Origin of the sequence: Streptomyces sp. NBC_00385, assembly GCF_035917155.1 — a bacterium.
Taxonomy (GTDB): Bacteria; Actinomycetota; Actinomycetes; order Streptomycetales; family Streptomycetaceae; genus Streptomyces; species Streptomyces poriferorum.
In genome coordinates this window covers 7,355,557-7,374,399 of the sequence record NZ_CP107951.1, presented here as the reverse complement: position 1 = coordinate 7,374,399, position 18,843 = coordinate 7,355,557, and the positions used below count along the sequence as shown (strand labels likewise).

Here is an 18,843-nt window from a genome sequence, read left to right as displayed (position 1 = left end):
CCTTTTCGCCCCCGGTCCGGACCTCCGCGGTGATCAGCCGGTACGCCGCAGGAGAGCCAGGTACATCGCGTCCGTGCCGTGCAGATGGGGCCAGAGCTGGACGTCGGGTCCGTCGCCCAGGGCAGGCACTCCGGGCATCAGCGGGCGGGCGTCCACCCACTCGGCCTCGACGGGCGCGCCGCCGCGCCCCTTGAGTACGTCCTCGACGACCACCCGGGTCTCCGCGAGGTGCGGCGAGCACGTCGCGTATCCGACGACGCCGCCGATCCTGACGGCCTTCAGGGCCTCGCGCAGCAGACCGCGCTGGAGCGGCGCGAAGCTCTCCAGGTCTTCCTTGCGACGGCGCCAGCGGGCCTCCGGGCGGCGGCGCAGCGCGCCGAGGCCCGAGCACGGGACGTCCATCAGGATCCGGTCGAAGGTGTCGGGCAGCCACGGCGGTCGGGTGCCGTCGGCGGTGATCACCTGGTACGGGCCGGGGTTGCCGGCCAGTGAGCGCTCGACGAGGCGGGCCCGGTGCGGCTGCTTCTCGGCGGCGAGCAGGGCGGCGCCGCGGCCGGCGGCCAGGGCGGCCAGCAGCGCGGCCTTGCCGCCGGGGCCGGCGCAGCCGTCGAGCCAGCGGGTGTCGCTGCCCTCCAGCGGAGCGTTGGCGAGGGCGGCGGCGACGAGCTGGCTGCCCTCGTCCTGGACACCGGCCCGGCCCTCCTGCACGGCGGTCAGGGCGCCGGGCTCGCCGCCCTCGGCCATCCGCACGGCGTAGGGGGACCAGCGGCCCGGGAGGCCGTTCTCCTCGCCGAGGGCGTCGAGGAGCTCATCGGTGGTGGAGCGTCCGGGGCGGGCGACCAGGGTGACCTCGGGCCGCTCGTTGTCGGCTTCGAGGAGGTCCTCGATGCCCGCGCGGCCGCCGCCCAGCGCGTCCCAGAGGGCCGAGACGACCCAGCGCGGATGCGAGTGCACGATCGCCAGGTGGTCCTCGGCGTCGTCCTCGTAGGAGGGGGCGACCCGCTCCACCCAGCCGTCGAGGTCGTCCGCCGACACCTTGCGCAGGACGGCGTTGACGAACTTGGCGCGTCCCTCGCCGAGCACCACCCGGGCCAGCTCCACGCTGGCGGAGACCGCGGCGTGCGTGGGGATGCGGGTGCCGAGCAGCTGGTGCACGCCCATGTTCAGGACGTCCAGGACCGGCGGGTCGACCTCGACGAGCGGCCGGTCGATGCAGGCGGCGACGATCGCGTCGTAGGTGCCCTGGCGGCGCAGCGTCCCGTAGACCAGCTCGGTCGCCAGCGCCGCGTCCCGGCTGTCGAAGTCTCCCTTGGCCCGGGCCTTCTTCAGCAGCGGGGGCAGGACGAGGTTGGCGTACGCGTCGCGTTCGTCGACGGCCCTGAGGGCTTCGAAGGCGAGGAACCGGACCGGGTCCTTCTGCGGACGGCGGTGCGGCTTGGCGGGACGGCGACGCGGCTGGTCGTTCACGTGAAAGGTGCTCCGCTGATGGTGAGAGGGCGAACCGTCCCAGCCTACGTCCCCGGTCCGCCCGTCCGCGCAGCCCCTCAGATGCCGACGAGCTCGCCGGGGACGATGCGCACCCCGCGCGCCCAGTCCGCGGCGCGCATCGGCTTCTTGCCCTGCGGCTGGACCCAGAGCAGCTCGATCGCGTGCGATCCGGTGCCCACGTACACGTTGTTCTTGGCCGCGGACAGCTCGCCGGGCGCCAGATCGGCCCGGTCCACGACGGGCACGGCCTGGATCAGCTTGAGGCGCTCCCCGCGGAAGAGGGTCCATGCGCCGGGGGCCGGGGTGCAGCCGCGAACCACCCGGTCGACGCGCAGAGCGGGCGCCGACCACTGGACCTGGGCGTCCTCGACGGTGATCTTCGGTGCGAGGGTGATGCCGTCGGCGGGCTGCGGCACGGCGTGCAGGGTGCCGTCCTCGATGCCGTCCATCGTGGCGGCGAGCAGCCCGGCACCGGCGAAGGCCAGCCGGGTCAGCAGATCGCCGCTGGTGTCCGTGGGCCGCACCTCCTCGGTGAGGACGCCGTAGACCGGTCCGGAGTCGAGCCCCTCCTCGATGAGGAACGTGGAGGCCCCCGTCACCTCGTCGCCCGCCATGACGGAGTGCTGGACGGGTGCGGCGCCGCGCCAGGCCGGCAGCAGCGAGAAGTGGAGGTTGACCCAGCCGCGGGCCGGGATGTCGAGTGCGGCCTTGGGCAGCAGCGCCCCGTAGGCGACGACGGGGCAGCAGTCCGGTGCGATCTCCCTCAGCCGCGCCTGGAAGTCCTCGTCCCGCGGCCTGGCCGGCTTGAGCACCTCGATACCGGCCTCCTCCGCCCGCTCGGCGACCGGACTGGCCACCATGCGGCGGCCCCGGCCCGCCGGTGCGTCGGGCCTGGTCACGACGGCGGCCACCTCATGGCGACCGGAGGCGATCAGGGCGTCCAGTGCGGGTACGGCTACCTCGGGGGTGCCTGCGAAGACGAGCTTCATGGGTGGCTGACTGCCTCTCAGGCCGAAACATTTACGGTGACGAGCAACGCACAAGTCTATGGGCCCGGAAGCCGGGTGGGCGCTGGGGGGCGTACGCACGGTTGCGCGCCCCTTGCGTATGCATATGCGCCCCCGGAGCGTGACCAGATCCCCCGGTGAGGCGTTGGTCAAGAGAGATTGACCGAAGCGAGCCGCCCTGGTGCGGCCCGATCCCTTTCAACGCCGGTTCGAGAGGCTTCTTCATGGCCGACCACGCAACCCACGACGCCCAAGCGCGGGCCAGCCTGCATCTACTGGTGCGGGACATCGAGCGGGTTCGGCGGCAGGTGGACGCACTGCGCACACTCACCGCTCAGCTGGGCAATGTCTACCGCCCACGCCGCTCCGGCCCTTCCGCGGGCTTCGTCGTCTACGGCAGGGCCCCGGCCCCCACCGTCAGGCTGGCCCAGGAACTGCGGGACAGCGTCGAGACCCTGGTCACGGCGGCTGTGGACTTCGACCGTTCGCTGGGATTCTCCTGGGACGCGGTGGGCTCCGCGCTCGGAGTCACCAAGCAGGCGGTGCACCGCCGCTACGGTGCGCGCCGCGCCGCGCCCCAGCCGGTGGCGCCCGACGGCGCGGCCGAGGGCGTGGTGCAGCGTCCCGTGCCGGTGGCGCCCGGGTCCCCCGCCCCCGCGCTGCCCTCCGTCCCGGCCGCGCGCTCGATGCCGCCGCAGCCGTCGGCCGAGCGCCCGCCGATGCGCGAGGATCTACGCCCGGGTGCCTTCCCGGGCCCGCGCAACGGCTGACCCTCCCGGGCGCGGGGTTCCGCGGGACGCGGGTGCGGGTGCTCCGCGGGGTGCGGGTGCGGGTGCTCCGCGGAGTGCGGGTGCTCCGCGGGGTGCGGGGTTCCGTCCTCAATCGCCGGACGGGCTTGAGATGCGCGGGTCGCCCGTGGGGTGCGCCCTGTTCGGTGGGTGGGGGTGGGGGCCCTCCGGGGAGATCTCCTCGGAACTGGCGTGTTCACCCGGGTACGTGATCGACCCGGGTCGTACGCCATTTCCTGCGGGGACTCCCCTGCACGCCCCCACCCGGCATCAGTCGCGCGCGACAGCCGGTCCGGGGCCGTGCAGGGGAGTCCCCGCAGGACGAGGCACATTGACCCGGGTCCTTCGCGTACCCGCGGAACGTGCGTCGTCCGAGGAGATCTCCCCGGAGGGGCCTCGGACCCCCACCACCGGCACGGGCGCGGCCGCACCCAGCGGGGCGACCCGCACCACCCCAGCCCGTCCGGCGATTGAGGACGGAACCCCGCGCCCCGGAAAGGGCAAACAACACGCTGCCGCCCGCCCAAGGGCCCGCGGCGTCAGCCGATGTCCGGCGGGTCCACCCGAATCCGCACCGGGCCGCCCGCGGCGCCGCCCCCACGCGACAGCCGCGCGGCCTGCGCCGCCTTCAGCGCGGCCGCCAACGCCGCGCCGCTGCCCGGCGGCACCCTGATCAGGGCCCTCTCCCAGGTCTCGCCGACGGGCGCGTCGGAGGGCCTGCGGGGCCGCCCGGGCTGACCGCCCGGGACCGGCACGGGACCGAGCAGCTCGGCGTCGCCCGGCAGCTCCGCGGCGGCGAGGAAGGCGGCGAGTGCCTCGGCCGTGCCGGTCACCGACGCCATCCGGGACACCGGCGGAAAGCCCAGCTCGGCCCGCTCCGCCAGCTCGCGCCGGGCGTGTCCGACCGGGTCCCAGCGGACCAGGGCCTGCACGGGCCGCAGCGTCGGCTCGGCGACGATCACCACGGTGCCGCCCTCCGGCTGGCCCCGGACCAGCGCGGCGGCGGCCGTCCAGCGGCGCAGGGCCTCCTCGCCGGCCCGCAGGTCGGGGCGGCCGACCATCGCCCAGCCGTCCAGCAGCAGCGCCGCCGCGTACCCGCCCTCGGCGACCGGCTCGGCGCCCGGGGTGCTGACCACCAGCGCGGGCTGGTCGGGCACCGAGTCCAGGATGTGATCGCGACCGGAGGTCCGGACCGGCACGGCGGGAAAGGCCCGGCCGAGCTCCTCCGCCGTGCGGCGGGCGCCGACGATCTGTGCCCGCAGCCTGTGGGCACCGCAGGCGACGCAGTGCCAGGACGTCTCGGCCCGTCCGCACCAGGCGCAGTTCAGATCCTGCTGGTCGGGCGCCTCCAGCGGCCCCGCGCAGTGCCGGCACCGCGCGGGCTCCCGGCAGCGCTCGCAGGCCAGCCGGGGTGCGTAGCCGCGGCGCGGCACCTGGACCAGCACCGGTCCCGTGCGCAGTCCGTCGCGCACGGTCTGCCAGGCGAGGCTCGGCAGCCGGGCGGCCCGGGCCGCGCCGTCCCGTGCGAGTTCGCCGTCGCCGACGGTGCGGACCAGCGGCGCCGCAATCCGCAACTGGTCCCGGTCCGCGCGCAGCGGCAGCGCCCAGCCGGTCTCGACCAGTTGGGCCGCCTCCACGGTGCAGCTCGTGCCGCCGAGCAGAAAGGCGCACCGGCCGTGCGCTGCGCGCAGCTCCAGTACCTCGCGGACGTGCGGGAAAGGGGCGTTGTCATCGCTGTGGCTGGAGTCCCCGTCGTCCCAGATCGCGACCAGGCCGAGATCGGCGACGGGCGCGAACATCGCGGCCCGGGTCCCGACGACCGCACGGACGGATCCGCGGCTCACCGCGAGCCACTCCCGGTAGCGCTTCTCGGGCCCCGAGCCGGCGGTCAGCGTGGCGTGGCGGCCCTCGCCCAGCAGCCCGGTCAGGGCCGCGTCGACACGGCCCGCGGTCCGCCCGTCGGGGACGACGACCAGGGCGCCGCGCCCCGAGGCGAGGGTCGCGGCGACGGCGGCGGCGATCTCCTGCGGCCAGTGCGGTCCCGGGAGCGCGGTCCACACGGCCCTGGGCACTCCCCCGTCGGCCAGCGCGGACAGGAAGGCGGGGCCCTGCGCGTACCGCTGCCAGGTGCCGGGCGCCGGTGGCGGTGGCGGGGGCAGGGGCTCGGGCGACGGCTTCGCCTCGGCCCGGGCGTTCCTCGGCGGCACCGCGAGCTGGAGGACGTCCGCGAGGCTGCCCGCGTAGCGGTCGGCGACGGCCCGCGCGAGTCCGAGCAGCTCCGGGCCGAGGACCGGTTCGGGTGAGACGACGGAGGCGAGCGCGGCCAGCGCCCCGCTGTAGTCGGACTCGGCCAGCCGCTCGACCAGGAATCCGTCGATGAGCCCGCCGCCCTCGCGCCGCCCTCCCCGGACGTTGCGCCCGCCGGCCCCGAATCGCACCCGCACCCGCACACCGGGCCGCGCCTGCGCGTCGAGCTCCTCGGGCACGGCGTAGTCGAAGTACTGGTCGAGGTGGAGCGCCCCCTTGTTGACCAGCACGCGGGCGACGGGAAGCTCCTTGGCGAGCGCGGCCCCGCGCCAGGTCCGCGGTTTGGCGCGCGGCACATCGGCCCTGCGCACGGTCTCCCGGATCAGCGCAAGCTGCTCCGGTGCCCCGGCGTCGGGCTCGTCGGACCGCTTGTCGTCGCTGCTCACAGCCAAATTCCTACCAGACACGACTGACAGCCGAGGCCGTCGGCCATGCGTCCCCGGTGGCCGGGCCGGTCCTCCCGGGACACGGAACGCGCCGGAGCCCGGACACCGTGACGGCATCCGGGCTCCGGCGTACGTACGAGCCGGCGGACCTACAGGCCCGCGGCCTTGCGCAGCGCGTCCACGCGGTCGGTGCGCTCCCAGGTGAAGTCGGGGAGCTCCCGGCCGAAGTGACCGTACGCGGCGGTCTGGGCGTAGATCGGGCGCAGCAGGTCGAGGTCGCGGATGATCGCGGCCGGGCGGAGGTCGAAGACCTCGCCGATGGCGTGCTCGATCTTCTCGGTCTCGACAGCGGCGGTGCCGAAGGTCTCGACGAAGAGGCCCACCGGCTCGGCCTTGCCGATCGCGTACGCGACCTGCACCTCGCACCGGGCCGCGAGGCCCGCCGCGACGACGTTCTTGGCGACCCAGCGCATCGCGTACGCGGCGGAGCGGTCGACCTTCGACGGGTCCTTGCCCGAGAAGGCACCGCCGCCGTGACGGGCCATGCCGCCGTAGGTGTCGATGATGATCTTGCGGCCGGTCAGCCCGGCGTCGCCCATCGGGCCGCCGATCTCGAAACGGCCGGTCGGGTTGACCAGCAGGCGGTAGCCCTCGGTGTCGAGCTTGATGCCGTCCTCGATCAGCTGGTTCAGGACGTGCTCGACGACGAACTCGCGGATGTCGGGAGCGAGCAGCGAGTCGAGGTCGATGTCGCTCGCGTGCTGCGAGGAGACGACGACCGTGTCGAGACGGACGGCCTTGTCGCCGTCGTACTCGATGGTGACCTGGGTCTTGCCGTCGGGACGCAGGTACGGGATGGTCCCGTTCTTGCGGACCTCGGACAGCCGGCGCGACAGCCGGTGCGCGACGTGGATCGGCAGCGGCATCAGTTCGGGCGTCTCGTCGCAGGCGTAGCCGAACATGAGGCCCTGGTCGCCGGCGCCCTGCTTGTCGAGTTCGTCCTCGTCGCCTTCGACACGCTTCTCGTACGCGGTGTCGACGCCCTGCGCGATGTCGGGAGACTGCGCGCCGATGGACACCGAGACACCGCAGGAGGCGCCGTCGAAGCCCTTCTTCGAGGAGTCGTAGCCGATCTCCAGGATCTTGTCGCGCACCAGCTGGGCGATCGGGGCGTAGGCCTTGGTCGTGACCTCACCCGCAACATGCACCAGACCTGTGGTGATCAAGGTCTCGACGGCGACACGCGACGTCGGGTCCTCACGGAGGAGTGCATCGAGAATGGTGTCGCTGATCTGGTCAGCGATCTTGTCGGGGTGACCCTCGGTGACGGACTCCGAGGTGAAGAGACGGCGGGACACATCGCTCCCTGGGGTTGCAGCGGCTGCTGGCTGATCATTTGGCGGACGGCCCGGGAGCTGCGCCCGGTACGAACCTCGACCAGTTTATCGGTCGGCTCCGGCTGTCGGACAACGTGTCTCGCCCTTTGGCGGATCTGTGACATGCGGCACCGGTGCCCGGAAGTCCCCCAAGGGCCGCCCCGGGCCCCGTTCGTGCCCGTGCGGCAAGGGTTCGGGGGCCGGCTCCGGCGACGCTCGAAATTCACTCGAAACGCGCCGACACGAGGTCCCAGACCGTGTCGGCAAGCGCTTCCTTCGGTCCGTACGGCACCGGGGTCTCGCTCCCGTCGGCCGCGAGCACGACCGCCTCGTTCTCCTCCGAGCCGAACGTCTTGCGCTCCCCCACCTCGTTGACGACCAGCAGGTCGCAGCCCTTGCGAAGGAGCTTCTCCCGGCCGTTGGCGAGGACGTTGTCGGTCTCGGCGGCGAATCCGACGACGATCTGTCCCGGCGCGGCGCGGTCGGCCGCCACCTCGGCGAGGATGTCGGGATTGCGCACGAGGGTGAGGGGGGCCGGTTCCTGGCCGTCCTTCTTCTTGATCTTCCCCGTCACGTACTCGGCCGGACGGAAATCGGCGACGGCCGCCGCCATCACCACGACGTCGGCGTCGGCCGCCGCCTTCAGTACGGCCTCGCGCAGCTGCACCGCGGTGCCCACGCGGACGATGTCGGCGCCGGACGGATCGGGCAGTCCGGTGTTGGCCTCGACGAGCGTGACCCGGGCGCCGCGGGCGACGGCGGTGCGGGCGAGCGCGTAGCCCTGCTTGCCGGAGGAGCGGTTGCCGAGGTAGCGGACCGGGTCGAGCGGCTCACGGGTGCCTCCCGCGCTGATCACCACGTGCCGGCCGGTGAGGTCGGGGGCGACGGGGCCGCGGGCCAGGACACGGCGGCAGACCTCGAAGATCTCCGCCGGGTCCGGCAGCCGGCCCTTGCCGGTGTCGACTCCGGTGAGGCGCCCGACGGCGGGCTCGATGACGACGGCGCCCCGGCGCCGCAGGGTGGCGACGTTCTCCTGAGTGGCCGGGTGCTCCCACATCTCGGTGTGCATGGCGGGCGCGAAGACGACCGGACAGCGGGCGGTGAGCAGCGTGTTGGTGAGCAGGTCGTCGGCGAGGCCGTGGGCCGCCCTGGCGAGCACGTCGGCGGTGGCGGGTGCGACGACGACGAGGTCGGCGTGCTGTCCGATCCGCACGTGCGGGACCTCGTGGACGTCGTTCCAGACCTCGGTGGAGACCGGGTGGCCGGAGAGCGCCGACCAGGTGGCGGCGCCGACGAAGTGGAGCGACGACTCGGTCGGGACGACCCGTACGTCGTGTCCCGACTCGGTCAGCCGGCGCAGCAGCTCGCACGCCTTGTACGCGGCGATGCCGCCGCTGACCCCCAGGACGACCTTCGGCTTGTCCACTGCGTCTCCCCGCACTCGGATACGTACGCGCTCCGTACATCCCCCATGCTGCCTCACCGCCGCCCGCGCGGGTCCGTCGCCCCGGGACACACCACAGGCCCGGCGGTCGCGGCCGCCGGGCCTGTGGTGAAGGTGCGTTCTCCTGCTTACTGCGCGGGGCCCTCGATGGCCTCGGAGGTGAGCAGGCCCGCGTTGATCTCGCGGAGCGCGATCGAGAGCGGCTTCTCGTGGACGTGGGTGTCGACGAGCGGACCGACGTACTCGAGGAGTCCCTCACCGAGCTGCGAGTAGTACGCGTTGATCTGGCGCGCGCGCTTGGCGGCGTAGATCACGAGGCTGTACTTCGAGTCGGTTGCTTCGAGGAGCTCATCAATCGGCGGGTTGATGATGCCCTCGGGCGTGGTGATGGAAGAGGACACTCTCTGCCTTCCGAAGGGGGTGAAGATCAAAGAAATCTTTGACAGTCAGGGGCTTTGTGGCCGGTGCCCCCGTGTCGGTGCGGTCATGGTGCTCATTCGCCGCCGGCACGGTGGCCGGAAGCCTCCAGCATCAAGGCTAGCAGCTCACGTGCCACATCCTCGACGGAGGTGTTGACAAGCGTCGTATCGAACTCGGATTCGGCGGCCAGTTCGACCTTCGCCGCGCCGAGACGACGCTCGATCACCTCGGGTGCCTCGGTGCCCCGGCCGGTGAGCCGGCGCACCAGTTCGTCCCAGCTCGGCGGCGCGAGGAAGACCAGCTGGGCGTCCGCCATGGACTGGCGGACCAGCCGGGCACCCTGGAGGTCGATCTCCAGCAGCACCGGCTCACCCGCCTCCAGGCGCTCCTGCACGGCGCGCCGGGGCGTGCCGTAGCGGTTGCCGGCGAACTCGGCCCACTCCAGCAGCTCGCCGTTGGCGATGAGCTTGTCGAACTCCTCGTTGTCCACGAAGAAGTAGTGGACGCCGTTGCGTTCGCCGGGGCGGGGCTTGCGGGTCGTCGCCGACACCGAGAGCCACACCTCGGGGTGAACCTTGCGCATATGCGCGACGACCGTGCTCTTGCCGACCCCCGAGGGGCCGGAGAGCACGGTCAGCCGCGGACGTACGTCCGGGGGTACGGGGGACGTCCCCCGGGATGTTGCAACCATGGAGCGATTATCCCGGTTCTCAGGAGTGCCTGAGACCGTCAGGCGGCGCTGCCGCCGAACTCACGCTCCAGGGATGCGATCTGGTTGGAGCCGAGACCCCGGACCCGGCGGCTCTCGGAGATGCCGAGCCGCTCCATGATCTGCTTGGCGCGGACCTTGCCCACGCCGGGCAGGGACTCCAGCAGGGCGGAGACCTTCATCTTGCCGATGACGTCGTTCTCCTGGCCCGACTTGATGACCTCGTGGAGGGAGGCGCCGGAGTGCTTGAGTCGATTCTTGACCTCGGCCCGCTCCCGGCGAGCCGCGGCGGCCTTTTCGAGCGCGGCTGCGCGCTGTTCAGGGGTAAGGGGCGGAAGAGCCACGCCTACGTCACCTCGGATGTCGATCTGTCGGATACGGACCGGTGAGGCGACTGGATCGCCCCTCACCTGGTGAGCCGCGAACAACCTGTGCTCGTTGGCTCTCGACGGAGACTAGCGGCCAGGGCCGCCGGAGTCAGCGAGAACGAACGAAAAGTCCTGGTCAGCCTCAGCCGACCAGGACATTCCTGGCATAAGTACCGAGATTTTTGGTCAGGATTCCGTCAACAGGCTGTTACGTGACAGTGTCAGCCGTCCGAGACGGCCGCGCGGACCTCGTCCACGAACCGTTCGGCGGCTTCGCGCAGCCCTGACACGTCCGGGCCGTGGCGCAGCACGCCCCGGCTCACGCTGGGCACCACGTTGCCGACCGCGTCACCGAAGACACCCGGCAGATCCGCGGGCGTGGCGCCCTGGGCGCCGATGCCGGGCGCGAGCAGCGGGCCGTTGATCGCGAGATCCGCCCGCGCGTCCCCGAGCGTCGCACCGACCACCGCGCCGACCGAGCCGAGCGGGGTGACGCCCCGGTTCTCGGCGGCCATGTGGTCGAGCATCACCTGGGCGAGCGAACGGCCGTCGGCCGCGGTGGCGCGCTGCACCTCGGCGCCCTCCGGGTTGGAGGTGAGGGCGAGCACGAAGACGCCCGAGCCGGAGACGGCGGCCGCGTCGAGCGCCGGCCGCAGCGAGCCGAAGCCGAGGTACGGCGAGACGGTCACCGCGTCGGAGTACAGCGGCGAGTCCTTGTCCAGGTAGGTCGCGGCGTAGGCGCCCATGGTGGAGCCGATGTCGCCGCGCTTGGCGTCCATCAGGACCAGGGCGCCGGCCGCCCTGGCCTCCTCGACGGCCTTCTCCAGCACGGCGACGCCACGCGAGCCGAACCGCTCGAAGAACGCGGACTGCGGCTTGAGCACGGCGACCCGGTCGGCCAGTGCCTCGACGACCGTACGGGTGAAGCGCTCCAGGCCCGCGACGTCGTCGCCCAGCCCCCAGGAGCTCAGCAGGGACGCGTGCGGGTCGATGCCGACGCAGAGCTGTCCTCGGGTGTCCATGGCGTGGCGCAGACGTGCGCCGAAGGGTTCCTGGGTCATTTCGCGGCCTTCCTGGTCTCCGCGCCGACCGCGTCGGCGAGGGTGGCGTACGGGGAGGCGGCCAGGCGCGCGGCCAGGCCCTTGTGGATCGCGCGGGCGTAGAACGGGCCCTCGTAGATGAAGGCGCTGTAGCCCTGGACGAGCGTGGCGCCGGCGAGGATGCGCTGCCAGGCGTCCTCGGCGTTCTCGATGCCTCCGACTCCGACCAGGGCGATCCGGGTCCCCACACGCGCGTACAGGCGCCCCAGGACCTCCAGGGAGCGCTCCTTGAGGGGCGCGCCGGACAGTCCGCCGGTCTCCTTGACCAGGGCGGCCGGGGACTTCAGGCCCAGGCCCTCGCGGGCGATGGTGGTGTTGGTGGCGATGATGCCGTCCAGGCCCAGCTCGACGGCGAGGTCGGCGACGGCGTCGACGTCCTCGTCCGCGAGATCGGGGGCGATCTTGACGAGCAGCGGGACCCGGCGGTCGGTGACGGTACGGTCGGCGGCCTCGCGGACGGCGGTCAGCAGCGGGCGAAGCGACTCGGTGGCCTGGAGGTTGCGCAGTCCGGGCGTGTTGGGCGAGGAGACGTTGACGACGAGGTAGTCCGCGTGTGCGGCGAGGCGCTCGGTGGACTTCACGTAGTCGGCGGCGGCGTCCGCCTCGGGGACGACCTTGGTCTTGCCGATGTTGACGCCGACGGTGGTCCGGAAGACCGGGTTGCGGGCGGCCAGCCGCTCGGCCACGGCGGCCGAGCCCTCGTTGTTGAAGCCCATGCGGTTGATCAGCGCACGGTCGGCGACGAGGCGGAAGAGCCGCTTCTTGGGGTTGCCGGGCTGCGGCTCGCCGGTCACGGTGCCGATCTCGACATGGTCGAAGCCGAGCATCGCCATGCCGTCGATCGCGATGGCGTTCTTGTCGAAGCCCGCGGCGAGGCCGAAGGGGCCGTGCATGCGCAGACCGAGGGCCTCCGTGCGCAGCTCCTTGTGGCGGGGGGCGAGCGCGGCGGCGACGAAGGTGCGCAGGACGGGGACGCGGGCGGCCAGGCGAATCCAGCGGAAGGCGGCGTAGTGGGCGCGCTCCGGGTCCATGCGCTTGAAGACCAGCTGGAAGAAGAGTTTGTACATCACGGTGTCCTCATGAAGAGGGGGACACCGTTTCCGGTGTCCCCCTGCTGGGCTTCTAGTCGCGGGCCGCGGTCAGATGTTCCGCGTGTTCCTGGAGCGATCGGACGCCCACGTCGCCGTGGTTGAGTGCGTCGATCCCCTGGACCGCCGCGGCGAGCGCCTGGACCGTGGTGAGGCACGGCACGGACCGGGCGACGGCCGCGGTGCGGATCTCGTAGCCGTCGAGCCGGCCACCGGTTCCGTACGGCGTGTTGACGATGAGGTCGACCTCGCCGTCGTGGATGAGCTGGACGATGGTCTTCTCGCCGTTCGGGCCTTCGCCCTCGGACTGCTTGCGCACGACGGTGGCGTTGATGCCGTTGCGCTTGAGCACCTCGGCGGTGCCGGAGGTGGCCATCAGCTCGAAGCCGTGGGCGACGAGCTCGCGGGCGGGGAAGATCATCGTGCGCTTGTCGCGGTTGGCGACCGAGATGAACGCGCGGCCCTTGGTGGGCAGCGGACCGTAGGCGCCTGCCTGCGACTTGGCGTACGCCGTGCCGAAGACGGAGTCGATGCCCATGACCTCACCGGTGGAGCGCATCTCCGGGCCCAGCACCGTGTCGACGCCACGCCCGTGGACGTCGCGGAAGCGCGACCACGGCATGACGGCCTCCTTGACGGAGATCGGCGCGTCGAGCGGCAGGGTGCCGCCGTCGCCGTGCTTGGGCAGCAGGCCCTCCTCGCGCAGCTCCGCGACGGTCGCGCCCAGCGAGATGCGGGCGGCGGCCTTCGCGAGCGGCACCGCGGTCGCCTTCGAGGTGAAGGGGACGGTGCGGGAGGCGCGCGGGTTGGCTTCGAGGACGTAGAGGATGTCGCCGGAGAGCGCGAACTGGATGTTGATCAGTCCGCGCACGCCGACGCCCTTGGCGATGCCCTCGGTGGAGGCGCGCAGCCGCTTGATGTCGTAGCCGCCGAGCGTGATCGGGGGCAGGGCGCAGGCGGAGTCCCCGGAGTGGATACCGGCCTCCTCGATGTGCTCCATGACGCCGCCGAGGTAGAGCTCGGTGCCGTCGTAGAGCGCGTCGACGTCGATCTCGATCGCGTCGTCGAGGAAGCGGTCGACCAGGACCGGCCGGGTGGGGCTGATCTCGGTGGACTCGGCGATGTACGAGGAGAGCCGGGTCTCGTCGTACACGATCTCCATGCCGCGGCCGCCGAGCACGTACGAGGGGCGTACGAGGACGGGGTAGCCGATCTCGTCGGCGATGGCCTTGGCCTCGGCGAACGTGGTGGCGGTGCCGTGCTTCGGGGCCGGGAGACCGGCCTCGGCGAGCACGCGGCCGAAGGCGCCGCGGTCCTCGGCGGCGTGGATCGCCTCCGGGGAGGTGCCGACGACGGGCACGCCGTTGTCCTTCAGCGCCTGCGACAGGCCCAGCGGGGTCTGGCCGCCGAGCTGGACGATGACACCCGCGATCGGGCCCGCGAGGGACTCGGCGTGCACGATCTCCAGCACGTCCTCGAGCGTCAGCGGCTCGAAGTACAGGCGGTCGGAGGTGTCGTAGTCGGTGGAGACCGTCTCCGGGTTGCAGTTGACCATCACGGTCTCGTAGCCGGCGTCGCTCAGCGCGAAGGAGGCGTGGACGCAGGAGTAGTCGAACTCGATGCCCTGGCCGATGCGGTTGGGACCGGAGCCGAGGATGATCACCGCGGGCTTGGTGCGGGCCGCGACCTCGCTCTCCTCGTCGTAGGAGGAGTAGAAGTACGGCGTCTTCGCGGCGAACTCGGCGGCGCAGGTGTCGACCGTCTTGTAGACCGGGCGGATACCGAGCGCGTGCCGCACCTCGCGGACGACGTCCTCGCGCAGCCCGCGGATCTCGGCGATCTGGACGTCGGAGAAACCGTGCCGCTTGGCGTCGGCCAGCAGTTCGGGGACGAGCTTGTCGGCGGCGGCCAGCTCGTCGGCGATCTCCTTGATCAGGAAGAGCTGGTCGACGAACCAGGGGTCGATCTTCGTGGCGTCGAAGACCTCTTCCTGGGTGGCGCCGGCCCGGATCGCCTGCATGACGGTGTTGATCCGGCCGTCGGTCGGGCGGACCGCCTCGGCCAGCAGCTCCGCCTTGTCGCCGGGCTCGCCGGTGAAGGCGAACTGCGAGCCCTTCTTCTCCAGGGAGCGCAGCGCCTTCTGCAGCGCCTCGGTGAAGTTCCGGCCGATCGCCATGGCCTCGCCCACCGACTTCATGGTGGTGGTGAGGGTGGAGTCGGCGGAGGGGAACTTCTCGAAGGCGAAGCGCGGGGCCTTGACCACGACGTAGTCGAGGGTCGGCTCGAAGGAGGCCGGCGTCTTCTCGGTGATGTCGTTGGGGATCTCGTCGAGCGTGTAGCCGACGGCCAGCTTGGCGGCGATCTTGGCGATCGGGAAGCCGGTGGCCTTGGAGGCGAGCGCCGAGGAGCGGGAGACGCGCGGGTTCATCTCGATCACGATGACGCGGCCGTCGGCCGGGTCGATGGCGAACTGGATGTTGCAGCCGCCGGTGTCGACGCCGACCTCGCGGATGATCGCGATGCCGATGTCGCGCAGCCGCTGGTACTCACGGTCGGTGAGGGTCATCGCCGGGGCGACGGTGATCGAGTCACCCGTGTGGACGCCCATCGGGTCGAAGTTCTCGATGGAGCAGACGACCACGACGTTGTCGTTCTTGTCGCGCATCAGCTCCAGCTCGTACTCCTTCCAGCCGAGGATGGACTCCTCCAGGAGCACCTCGGTGGTCGGGGAGAGCGTGAGGCCCTGTCCGGCGATGCGGCGCAGCTCCTCCTCGTCGTGGGCGAAGCCGGAGCCGGCGCCGCCCATGGTGAAGGAGGGGCGGACGACGACGGGGTAGCCGCCGAGGGTGTCGACGCCCTTCATGATGTCGTCCATCGAGTGGCAGATGACGGACCGGGCGGACTCGCCGTAGCCGATCTTCGCCTTGACGGCCTCGACGACGCCCTTGAAGAGCTCGCGGTCCTCGCCCTTGTTGATGGCCTCTACGTTGGCGCCGATGAGCTCGACGCCGTACTTCTCCAGGACACCGTTCTCGTGCATGGAGATCGCGGTGTTGAGCGCGGTCTGGCCGCCCAGGGTCGGGAGCAGCGCGTCGGGGCGCTCCTTGGCGATGATCTTCTCGACGAACTCGGGGGTGATCGGCTCGACGTACGTGGCGTCGGCGATCTCCGGGTCGGTCATGATCGTCGCCGGGTTGGAGTTCACCAGGATGACGCGCAGGCCCTCGGCCTTGAGGACGCGGCAGGCCTGGGTGCCGGAGTAGTCGAACTCGGCGGCCTGACCGATGACGATCGGACCGGAGCCGATGACCAGGACGGACTGGATATCGGAGCGCTTAGGCACGCTGGTCCTCCATCAGGGATACGAAGCGGTCGAAGAGGTACGCGGCGTCGTGCGGGCCGGCGGCTGCTTCGGGGTGGTACTGGACGCTGAAGGCCGGCCGGTCGAGGAGCTGGAGGCCCTCGACGACCTGGTCGTTCAGGCAGACGTGGGAGACCTCGGCGCGCCCGTAGGCGGTGTCGGAGACCTTGTCGAGCGGGGCGTCGACGGCGAACCCGTGGTTGTGCGCGGTGACCTCGACCTTGCCGGTCGAGCGGTCCTGCACGGGCTGGTTGATGCCGCGGTGGCCGTACTTCAGCTTGTACGTGCCGAAGCCGAGCGCGCGGCCCAGGATCTGGTTGCCGAAGCAGATGCCAAAGAGCGGGGTCTTCCGCTCCAGGACGCCCTGCATGACGGAGACCGGGTGGTCGGCGGTGGAGGGGTCGCCGGGGCCGTTGGAGAAGAAGACGCCGTCGGGCTGCACCGCGTACACCTCCTCCAGCGTGGCGGTGGCGGGCAGGACGTGTACCTCGATGCCGCGTTCGGCCATCCGGTGCGGGGTCATGCCCTTGATGCCGAGGTCGATCGCGGCGACGGTGAACTTCTTGGTGCCGATCGCGGGGACGACGTAGGTCTCCTTGGTGGCGACCTCGGCGGAGAGGTCGGCGCCGTTCATCTCGGGAGCCTGGCGCACCCGGGCGAGGAGCGTGCCCTCGTCGGCGATGGCGTTCCCGGAGAAGATGCCGACGCGCATCGCGCCGCGCTCACGCAGGTGTCGGGTGAGGGCGCGGGTGTCGATGCCGCTGATGCCGACGACGCCCTGGCTCACGAGCTCCTCGTCCAGGGACCGGCGGGAGCGCCAGTTGGAGGGCACCCGGGCGGGGTCGCGGACGACGTAGCCGGCTACCCAGATCTGCTTCGACTCGGGGTCCTCGTCGTTCACACCGGTGTTCCCGACGTGCGGGGCGGTCATCACGACGACCTGGCGGTGGTACGAGGGGTCGGTCAGCGTCTCCTGGTAGCCGGTCATGCCGGTGGAGAACACCGCCTCACCGAAGGTCTCCCCCACAGCCCCGTAGGCGCGGCCGCGGAAGGCGCGGCCGTCCTCCAGGACGAGTACGGCGGGAGCTTTGGCGGCTCCCCGGGTGGAGATCGTCATCGTGCGGTGCCTTCCGTAGTGCTGGTGAGATGAGTGCGGCCAAGGCCGTTGACGGCTTCGACCCAGGCGGCGTGCTCGGCCGAGTGGTCGGAGCGGAATCCGGAGTCGATCAGCTGGTCGCCGAGCGCCCAGGTGATGACCAGCAGACCGCCCTCGGGCAGGACCTTGCCCGCGAGGGCCTTGTCGGTCCTGGCTTCGCGCAGGTCGGCGGCGGGGACGAAGAAGTCCGTCGCGCCGGGCCGTACGACGTCGAGGCCCTGCTCGGTGAGGGTGAGCTCGACGCGGCTGCGGGTGCCGAGGCCGTGGGCGACGATGCGGTCGAGCCACTGCCCGGCCGTGGTCGAGGCGTGGTAGCGCCCGGTCAGCGTGAGCAGCTTCTCGCCGTCCGCGAAGCCGTCCGGGGTGGTCGCGAGGTCGGAGAGACCGGACTGGAGGCTGCCGCGCCACTTCCATCCCTGGCGCATGAGCCAGTAGACGAAGGCGATGAGGACGATGAGTCCGATCACCCAGCTGATGCGGGCGGACCAGTCGGTGACCTCCGCCGACTTCTGCTCGGCGGCCAGTCGGTACAGCTGGTGGTTGGGGCTGAGTGTTGTCACGCGAGTTTCCCGTCGACGACCGTGGCACGGCCCCGCAGGAAGGTGTGGGTCACTCGGCCCGGCAGCTCGCGCCCCTCGTAGGGGGTGTTGCGGCTGCGGGAGGCGAATCCCGCGGGGTCCACGACTCCACGGTATGCCGGATCGACCAGGGTGAGGTTGGCGGGCTCGCCCTCCGAGACGGGCCGGCCGTGTCCGTCGAGGCGGCCGATGGCGGCGGGGCGGAAGGACATGCGGTCGGCGACGCCGGCCCAGTCGATCAGACCGGTGTCCACCATCGTCTGCTGGACGACTGAGAGCGCGGTCTCCAGGCCCACCATGCCCATGGCGGCGGCGGCCCACTCGCAGTCCTTGTCCTCGTGGGGGTGCGGGGCGTGGTCGGTGGCGACGCAGTCGATGGTGCCGTCGGCGAGAGCCTCGCGCAGGGCCATGACGTCGGCCTCGGTGCGCAGCGGCGGGTTCACCTTGTAGACCGGGTTGTAGGACCGGACGAGCTCGTCGGTGAGGAGCAGGTGGTGCGGAGTGACCTCGGCGGTGACGTTCCAGCCCTTGGACTTGGCCCAGCGGACGATCTCCACGGAGCCGGCGGTCGACAGGTGGCAGATGTGGACGCGGGAGTCGACGTGGGCGGCCAGCAGCACGTCGCGGGCGATGATCGACTCCTCGGCGACGGCGGGCCAGCCGCCGAGACCGAGCTCGGCCGAGACGATGCCCTCGTTCATCTGGGCACCCTCGGTGAGCCGGGGCTCCTGGGCGTGCTGGGCGACGACTCCGTCGAACGCCTTCACGTACTCCAGGGCGCGGCGCATGATCACGGCGTCGTCGACGCACTTGCCGTCGTCGGAGAAGACCTTCACTCCGGCGGCCGAATCGTGCATGGCGCCGAGTTCGGCGAGCTGCTTGCCCTCCAGGCCGACGGTGACGGCGCCGATGGGCTGCACGTCGCAGTAGCCGGACTCCTTGCCGAGCCGCCAGACCTGCTCGACGACTCCGGCGGTGTCGGCGACCGGGAAGGTGTTGGCCATGGCGTGGACGGCGGTGAAGCCGCCGACCGCGGCGGCCTTGGTGCCGGTCAGGACGGTCTCGGAGTCCTCGCGGCCGGGCTCGCGCAGGTGGGTGTGGAGGTCGACGAGGCCGGGCAGCAGGATCTGGCCCGCCGCGTCGATGACGGTGGCGTCGCCGGCGTCGAGCCCGGTGCCGACCGCGGCGATGGTCTCGCCGTCGATGAGGACGTCCTGGGGTTCGCCGCCGAGGACCTTCGCGCCGCGGATAAGGATCTTGCTCATGG

15 protein-coding genes are annotated in these 18,843 nt (G+C 71.8%); 1 reads left to right on the top strand and 14 read right to left on the bottom strand.

The genetic code is table 11. The features are described 5' to 3' along the window. Window positions 1-33: 33 nt before the first annotated feature. Together OG959_RS32910 and fmt are read right to left on the bottom strand one after the other, a co-directional pair. Window positions 34-1,467: an RsmB/NOP family class I SAM-dependent RNA methyltransferase gene (locus tag OG959_RS32910; protein ID WP_326664343.1), complete on the bottom strand. Its 1,434-nt coding sequence runs from the start codon at window positions 1,465-1,467 to the stop codon at window positions 34-36. Window positions 1,468-1,544: 77 nt separating this feature from the next. After that, window positions 1,545-2,477: a methionyl-tRNA formyltransferase gene (gene fmt / locus OG959_RS32905; RefSeq protein WP_326664341.1), complete on the bottom strand. Its 933-nt coding sequence runs from the start codon at window positions 2,475-2,477 to the stop codon at window positions 1,545-1,547. 242 nt (window positions 2,478-2,719) lie between these two features. On the opposite strand from fmt, the gene OG959_RS32900 reads away from it, so the two are divergent. Further along, window positions 2,720-3,265 carry a hypothetical protein gene (locus tag OG959_RS32900; RefSeq protein ID WP_326664339.1) on the top strand — a complete coding sequence of 182 codons (546 nt, stop codon included), beginning with the start codon at window positions 2,720-2,722 and terminating at the stop codon, window positions 3,263-3,265. A 557-nt stretch (window positions 3,266-3,822) separates the two neighbouring features. Here the strand turns inward: OG959_RS32900 and OG959_RS32895 are convergent. From OG959_RS32895 to OG959_RS32840, 12 genes are all read right to left on the bottom strand, one after another. Further along, complete coding sequence (locus OG959_RS32895) at window positions 3,823-5,976, bottom strand: primosomal protein N' (protein ID WP_326664337.1); 2,154 nt, start codon at window positions 5,974-5,976, stop codon at window positions 3,823-3,825. A gap of 149 nt (window positions 5,977-6,125) precedes the next feature. Continuing rightward, a complete protein-coding gene (gene metK / locus OG959_RS32890) occupies window positions 6,126-7,334 on the bottom strand; it encodes a methionine adenosyltransferase (RefSeq protein ID WP_148016323.1) in 1,209 nt (402 codons plus the stop codon). Between the two features lie 241 nt (window positions 7,335-7,575). Beyond that, window positions 7,576-8,778: a bifunctional phosphopantothenoylcysteine decarboxylase/phosphopantothenate--cysteine ligase CoaBC gene (coaBC, locus tag OG959_RS32885; RefSeq protein WP_326664335.1), complete on the bottom strand. Its 1,203-nt coding sequence runs from the start codon at window positions 8,776-8,778 to the stop codon at window positions 7,576-7,578. A gap of 146 nt (window positions 8,779-8,924) precedes the next feature. Beyond that, complete coding sequence (gene rpoZ, locus OG959_RS32880; protein ID WP_003970369.1) at window positions 8,925-9,197, bottom strand: DNA-directed RNA polymerase subunit omega; 273 nt, start codon at window positions 9,195-9,197, stop codon at window positions 8,925-8,927. A 92-nt stretch (window positions 9,198-9,289) separates the two neighbouring features. Beyond that, entirely contained in the window at window positions 9,290-9,907 is a 618-nt protein-coding gene (gene gmk, locus OG959_RS32875) for a guanylate kinase (protein ID WP_148016321.1), read from the bottom strand. A gap of 38 nt (window positions 9,908-9,945) precedes the next feature. Beyond that, entirely contained in the window at window positions 9,946-10,269 is a 324-nt protein-coding gene (locus OG959_RS32870; RefSeq protein WP_018524251.1) for an integration host factor, read from the bottom strand. Window positions 10,270-10,514: 245 nt separating this feature from the next. Further along, window positions 10,515-11,354 carry an orotidine-5'-phosphate decarboxylase gene (gene pyrF, locus OG959_RS32865; protein WP_326664332.1) on the bottom strand — a complete coding sequence of 280 codons (840 nt, stop codon included), beginning with the start codon at window positions 11,352-11,354 and terminating at the stop codon, window positions 10,515-10,517. Further along, window positions 11,351-12,460 (bottom strand): quinone-dependent dihydroorotate dehydrogenase, encoded by a 1,110-nt coding sequence (locus tag OG959_RS32860; RefSeq protein WP_326664330.1) that lies wholly within the window; start codon window positions 12,458-12,460, stop codon window positions 11,351-11,353. The genes pyrF and OG959_RS32860 overlap by 4 nt, the downstream gene beginning before the upstream one ends. A 55-nt stretch (window positions 12,461-12,515) precedes the next feature. Beyond that, entirely contained in the window at window positions 12,516-15,824 is a 3,309-nt protein-coding gene (carB, locus tag OG959_RS32855; protein WP_326664328.1) for a carbamoyl-phosphate synthase large subunit, read from the bottom strand. Next, a complete protein-coding gene (gene carA, locus OG959_RS32850) occupies window positions 15,817-16,959 on the bottom strand; it encodes a glutamine-hydrolyzing carbamoyl-phosphate synthase small subunit (RefSeq protein ID WP_326664326.1) in 1,143 nt (380 codons plus the stop codon). Before carA ends, carB begins: the two co-directional genes overlap by 8 nt. Beyond that, entirely contained in the window at window positions 16,956-17,558 is a 603-nt protein-coding gene (locus OG959_RS32845) for a PH-like domain-containing protein (RefSeq protein ID WP_326664324.1), read from the bottom strand. Before OG959_RS32845 ends, carA begins: the two co-directional genes overlap by 4 nt. Further along, window positions 17,555-18,841, bottom strand: a complete 1,287-nt coding sequence (locus tag OG959_RS32840) for a dihydroorotase (RefSeq protein ID WP_326664322.1) — start codon at window positions 18,839-18,841, stop codon at window positions 17,555-17,557. The genes OG959_RS32845 and OG959_RS32840 overlap by 4 nt, the downstream gene beginning before the upstream one ends. Window positions 18,842-18,843: the final 2 nt, after the last annotated feature.

Coding starts and splice junctions, on each gene's coding strand:
- gmk (WP_148016321.1), bottom strand. CDS start 9,907: ATGGTTGCAACATCCCGGGGGACGTCCCCCGTACCCCCGGACGTACGT.
- fmt (WP_326664341.1), bottom strand. CDS start 2,477: ATGAAGCTCGTCTTCGCAGGCACCCCCGAGGTAGCCGTACCCGCACTG.
- carA (WP_326664326.1), bottom strand. CDS start 16,959: ATGACGATCTCCACCCGGGGAGCCGCCAAAGCTCCCGCCGTACTCGTC.
- OG959_RS32900 (WP_326664339.1), top strand. CDS start 2,720: ATGGCCGACCACGCAACCCACGACGCCCAAGCGCGGGCCAGCCTGCAT.
- OG959_RS32840 (WP_326664322.1), bottom strand. CDS start 18,841: ATGAGCAAGATCCTTATCCGCGGCGCGAAGGTCCTCGGCGGCGAACCC.
- pyrF (WP_326664332.1), bottom strand. CDS start 11,354: ATGACCCAGGAACCCTTCGGCGCACGTCTGCGCCACGCCATGGACACC.
- OG959_RS32860 (WP_326664330.1), bottom strand. CDS start 12,460: ATGTACAAACTCTTCTTCCAGCTGGTCTTCAAGCGCATGGACCCGGAG.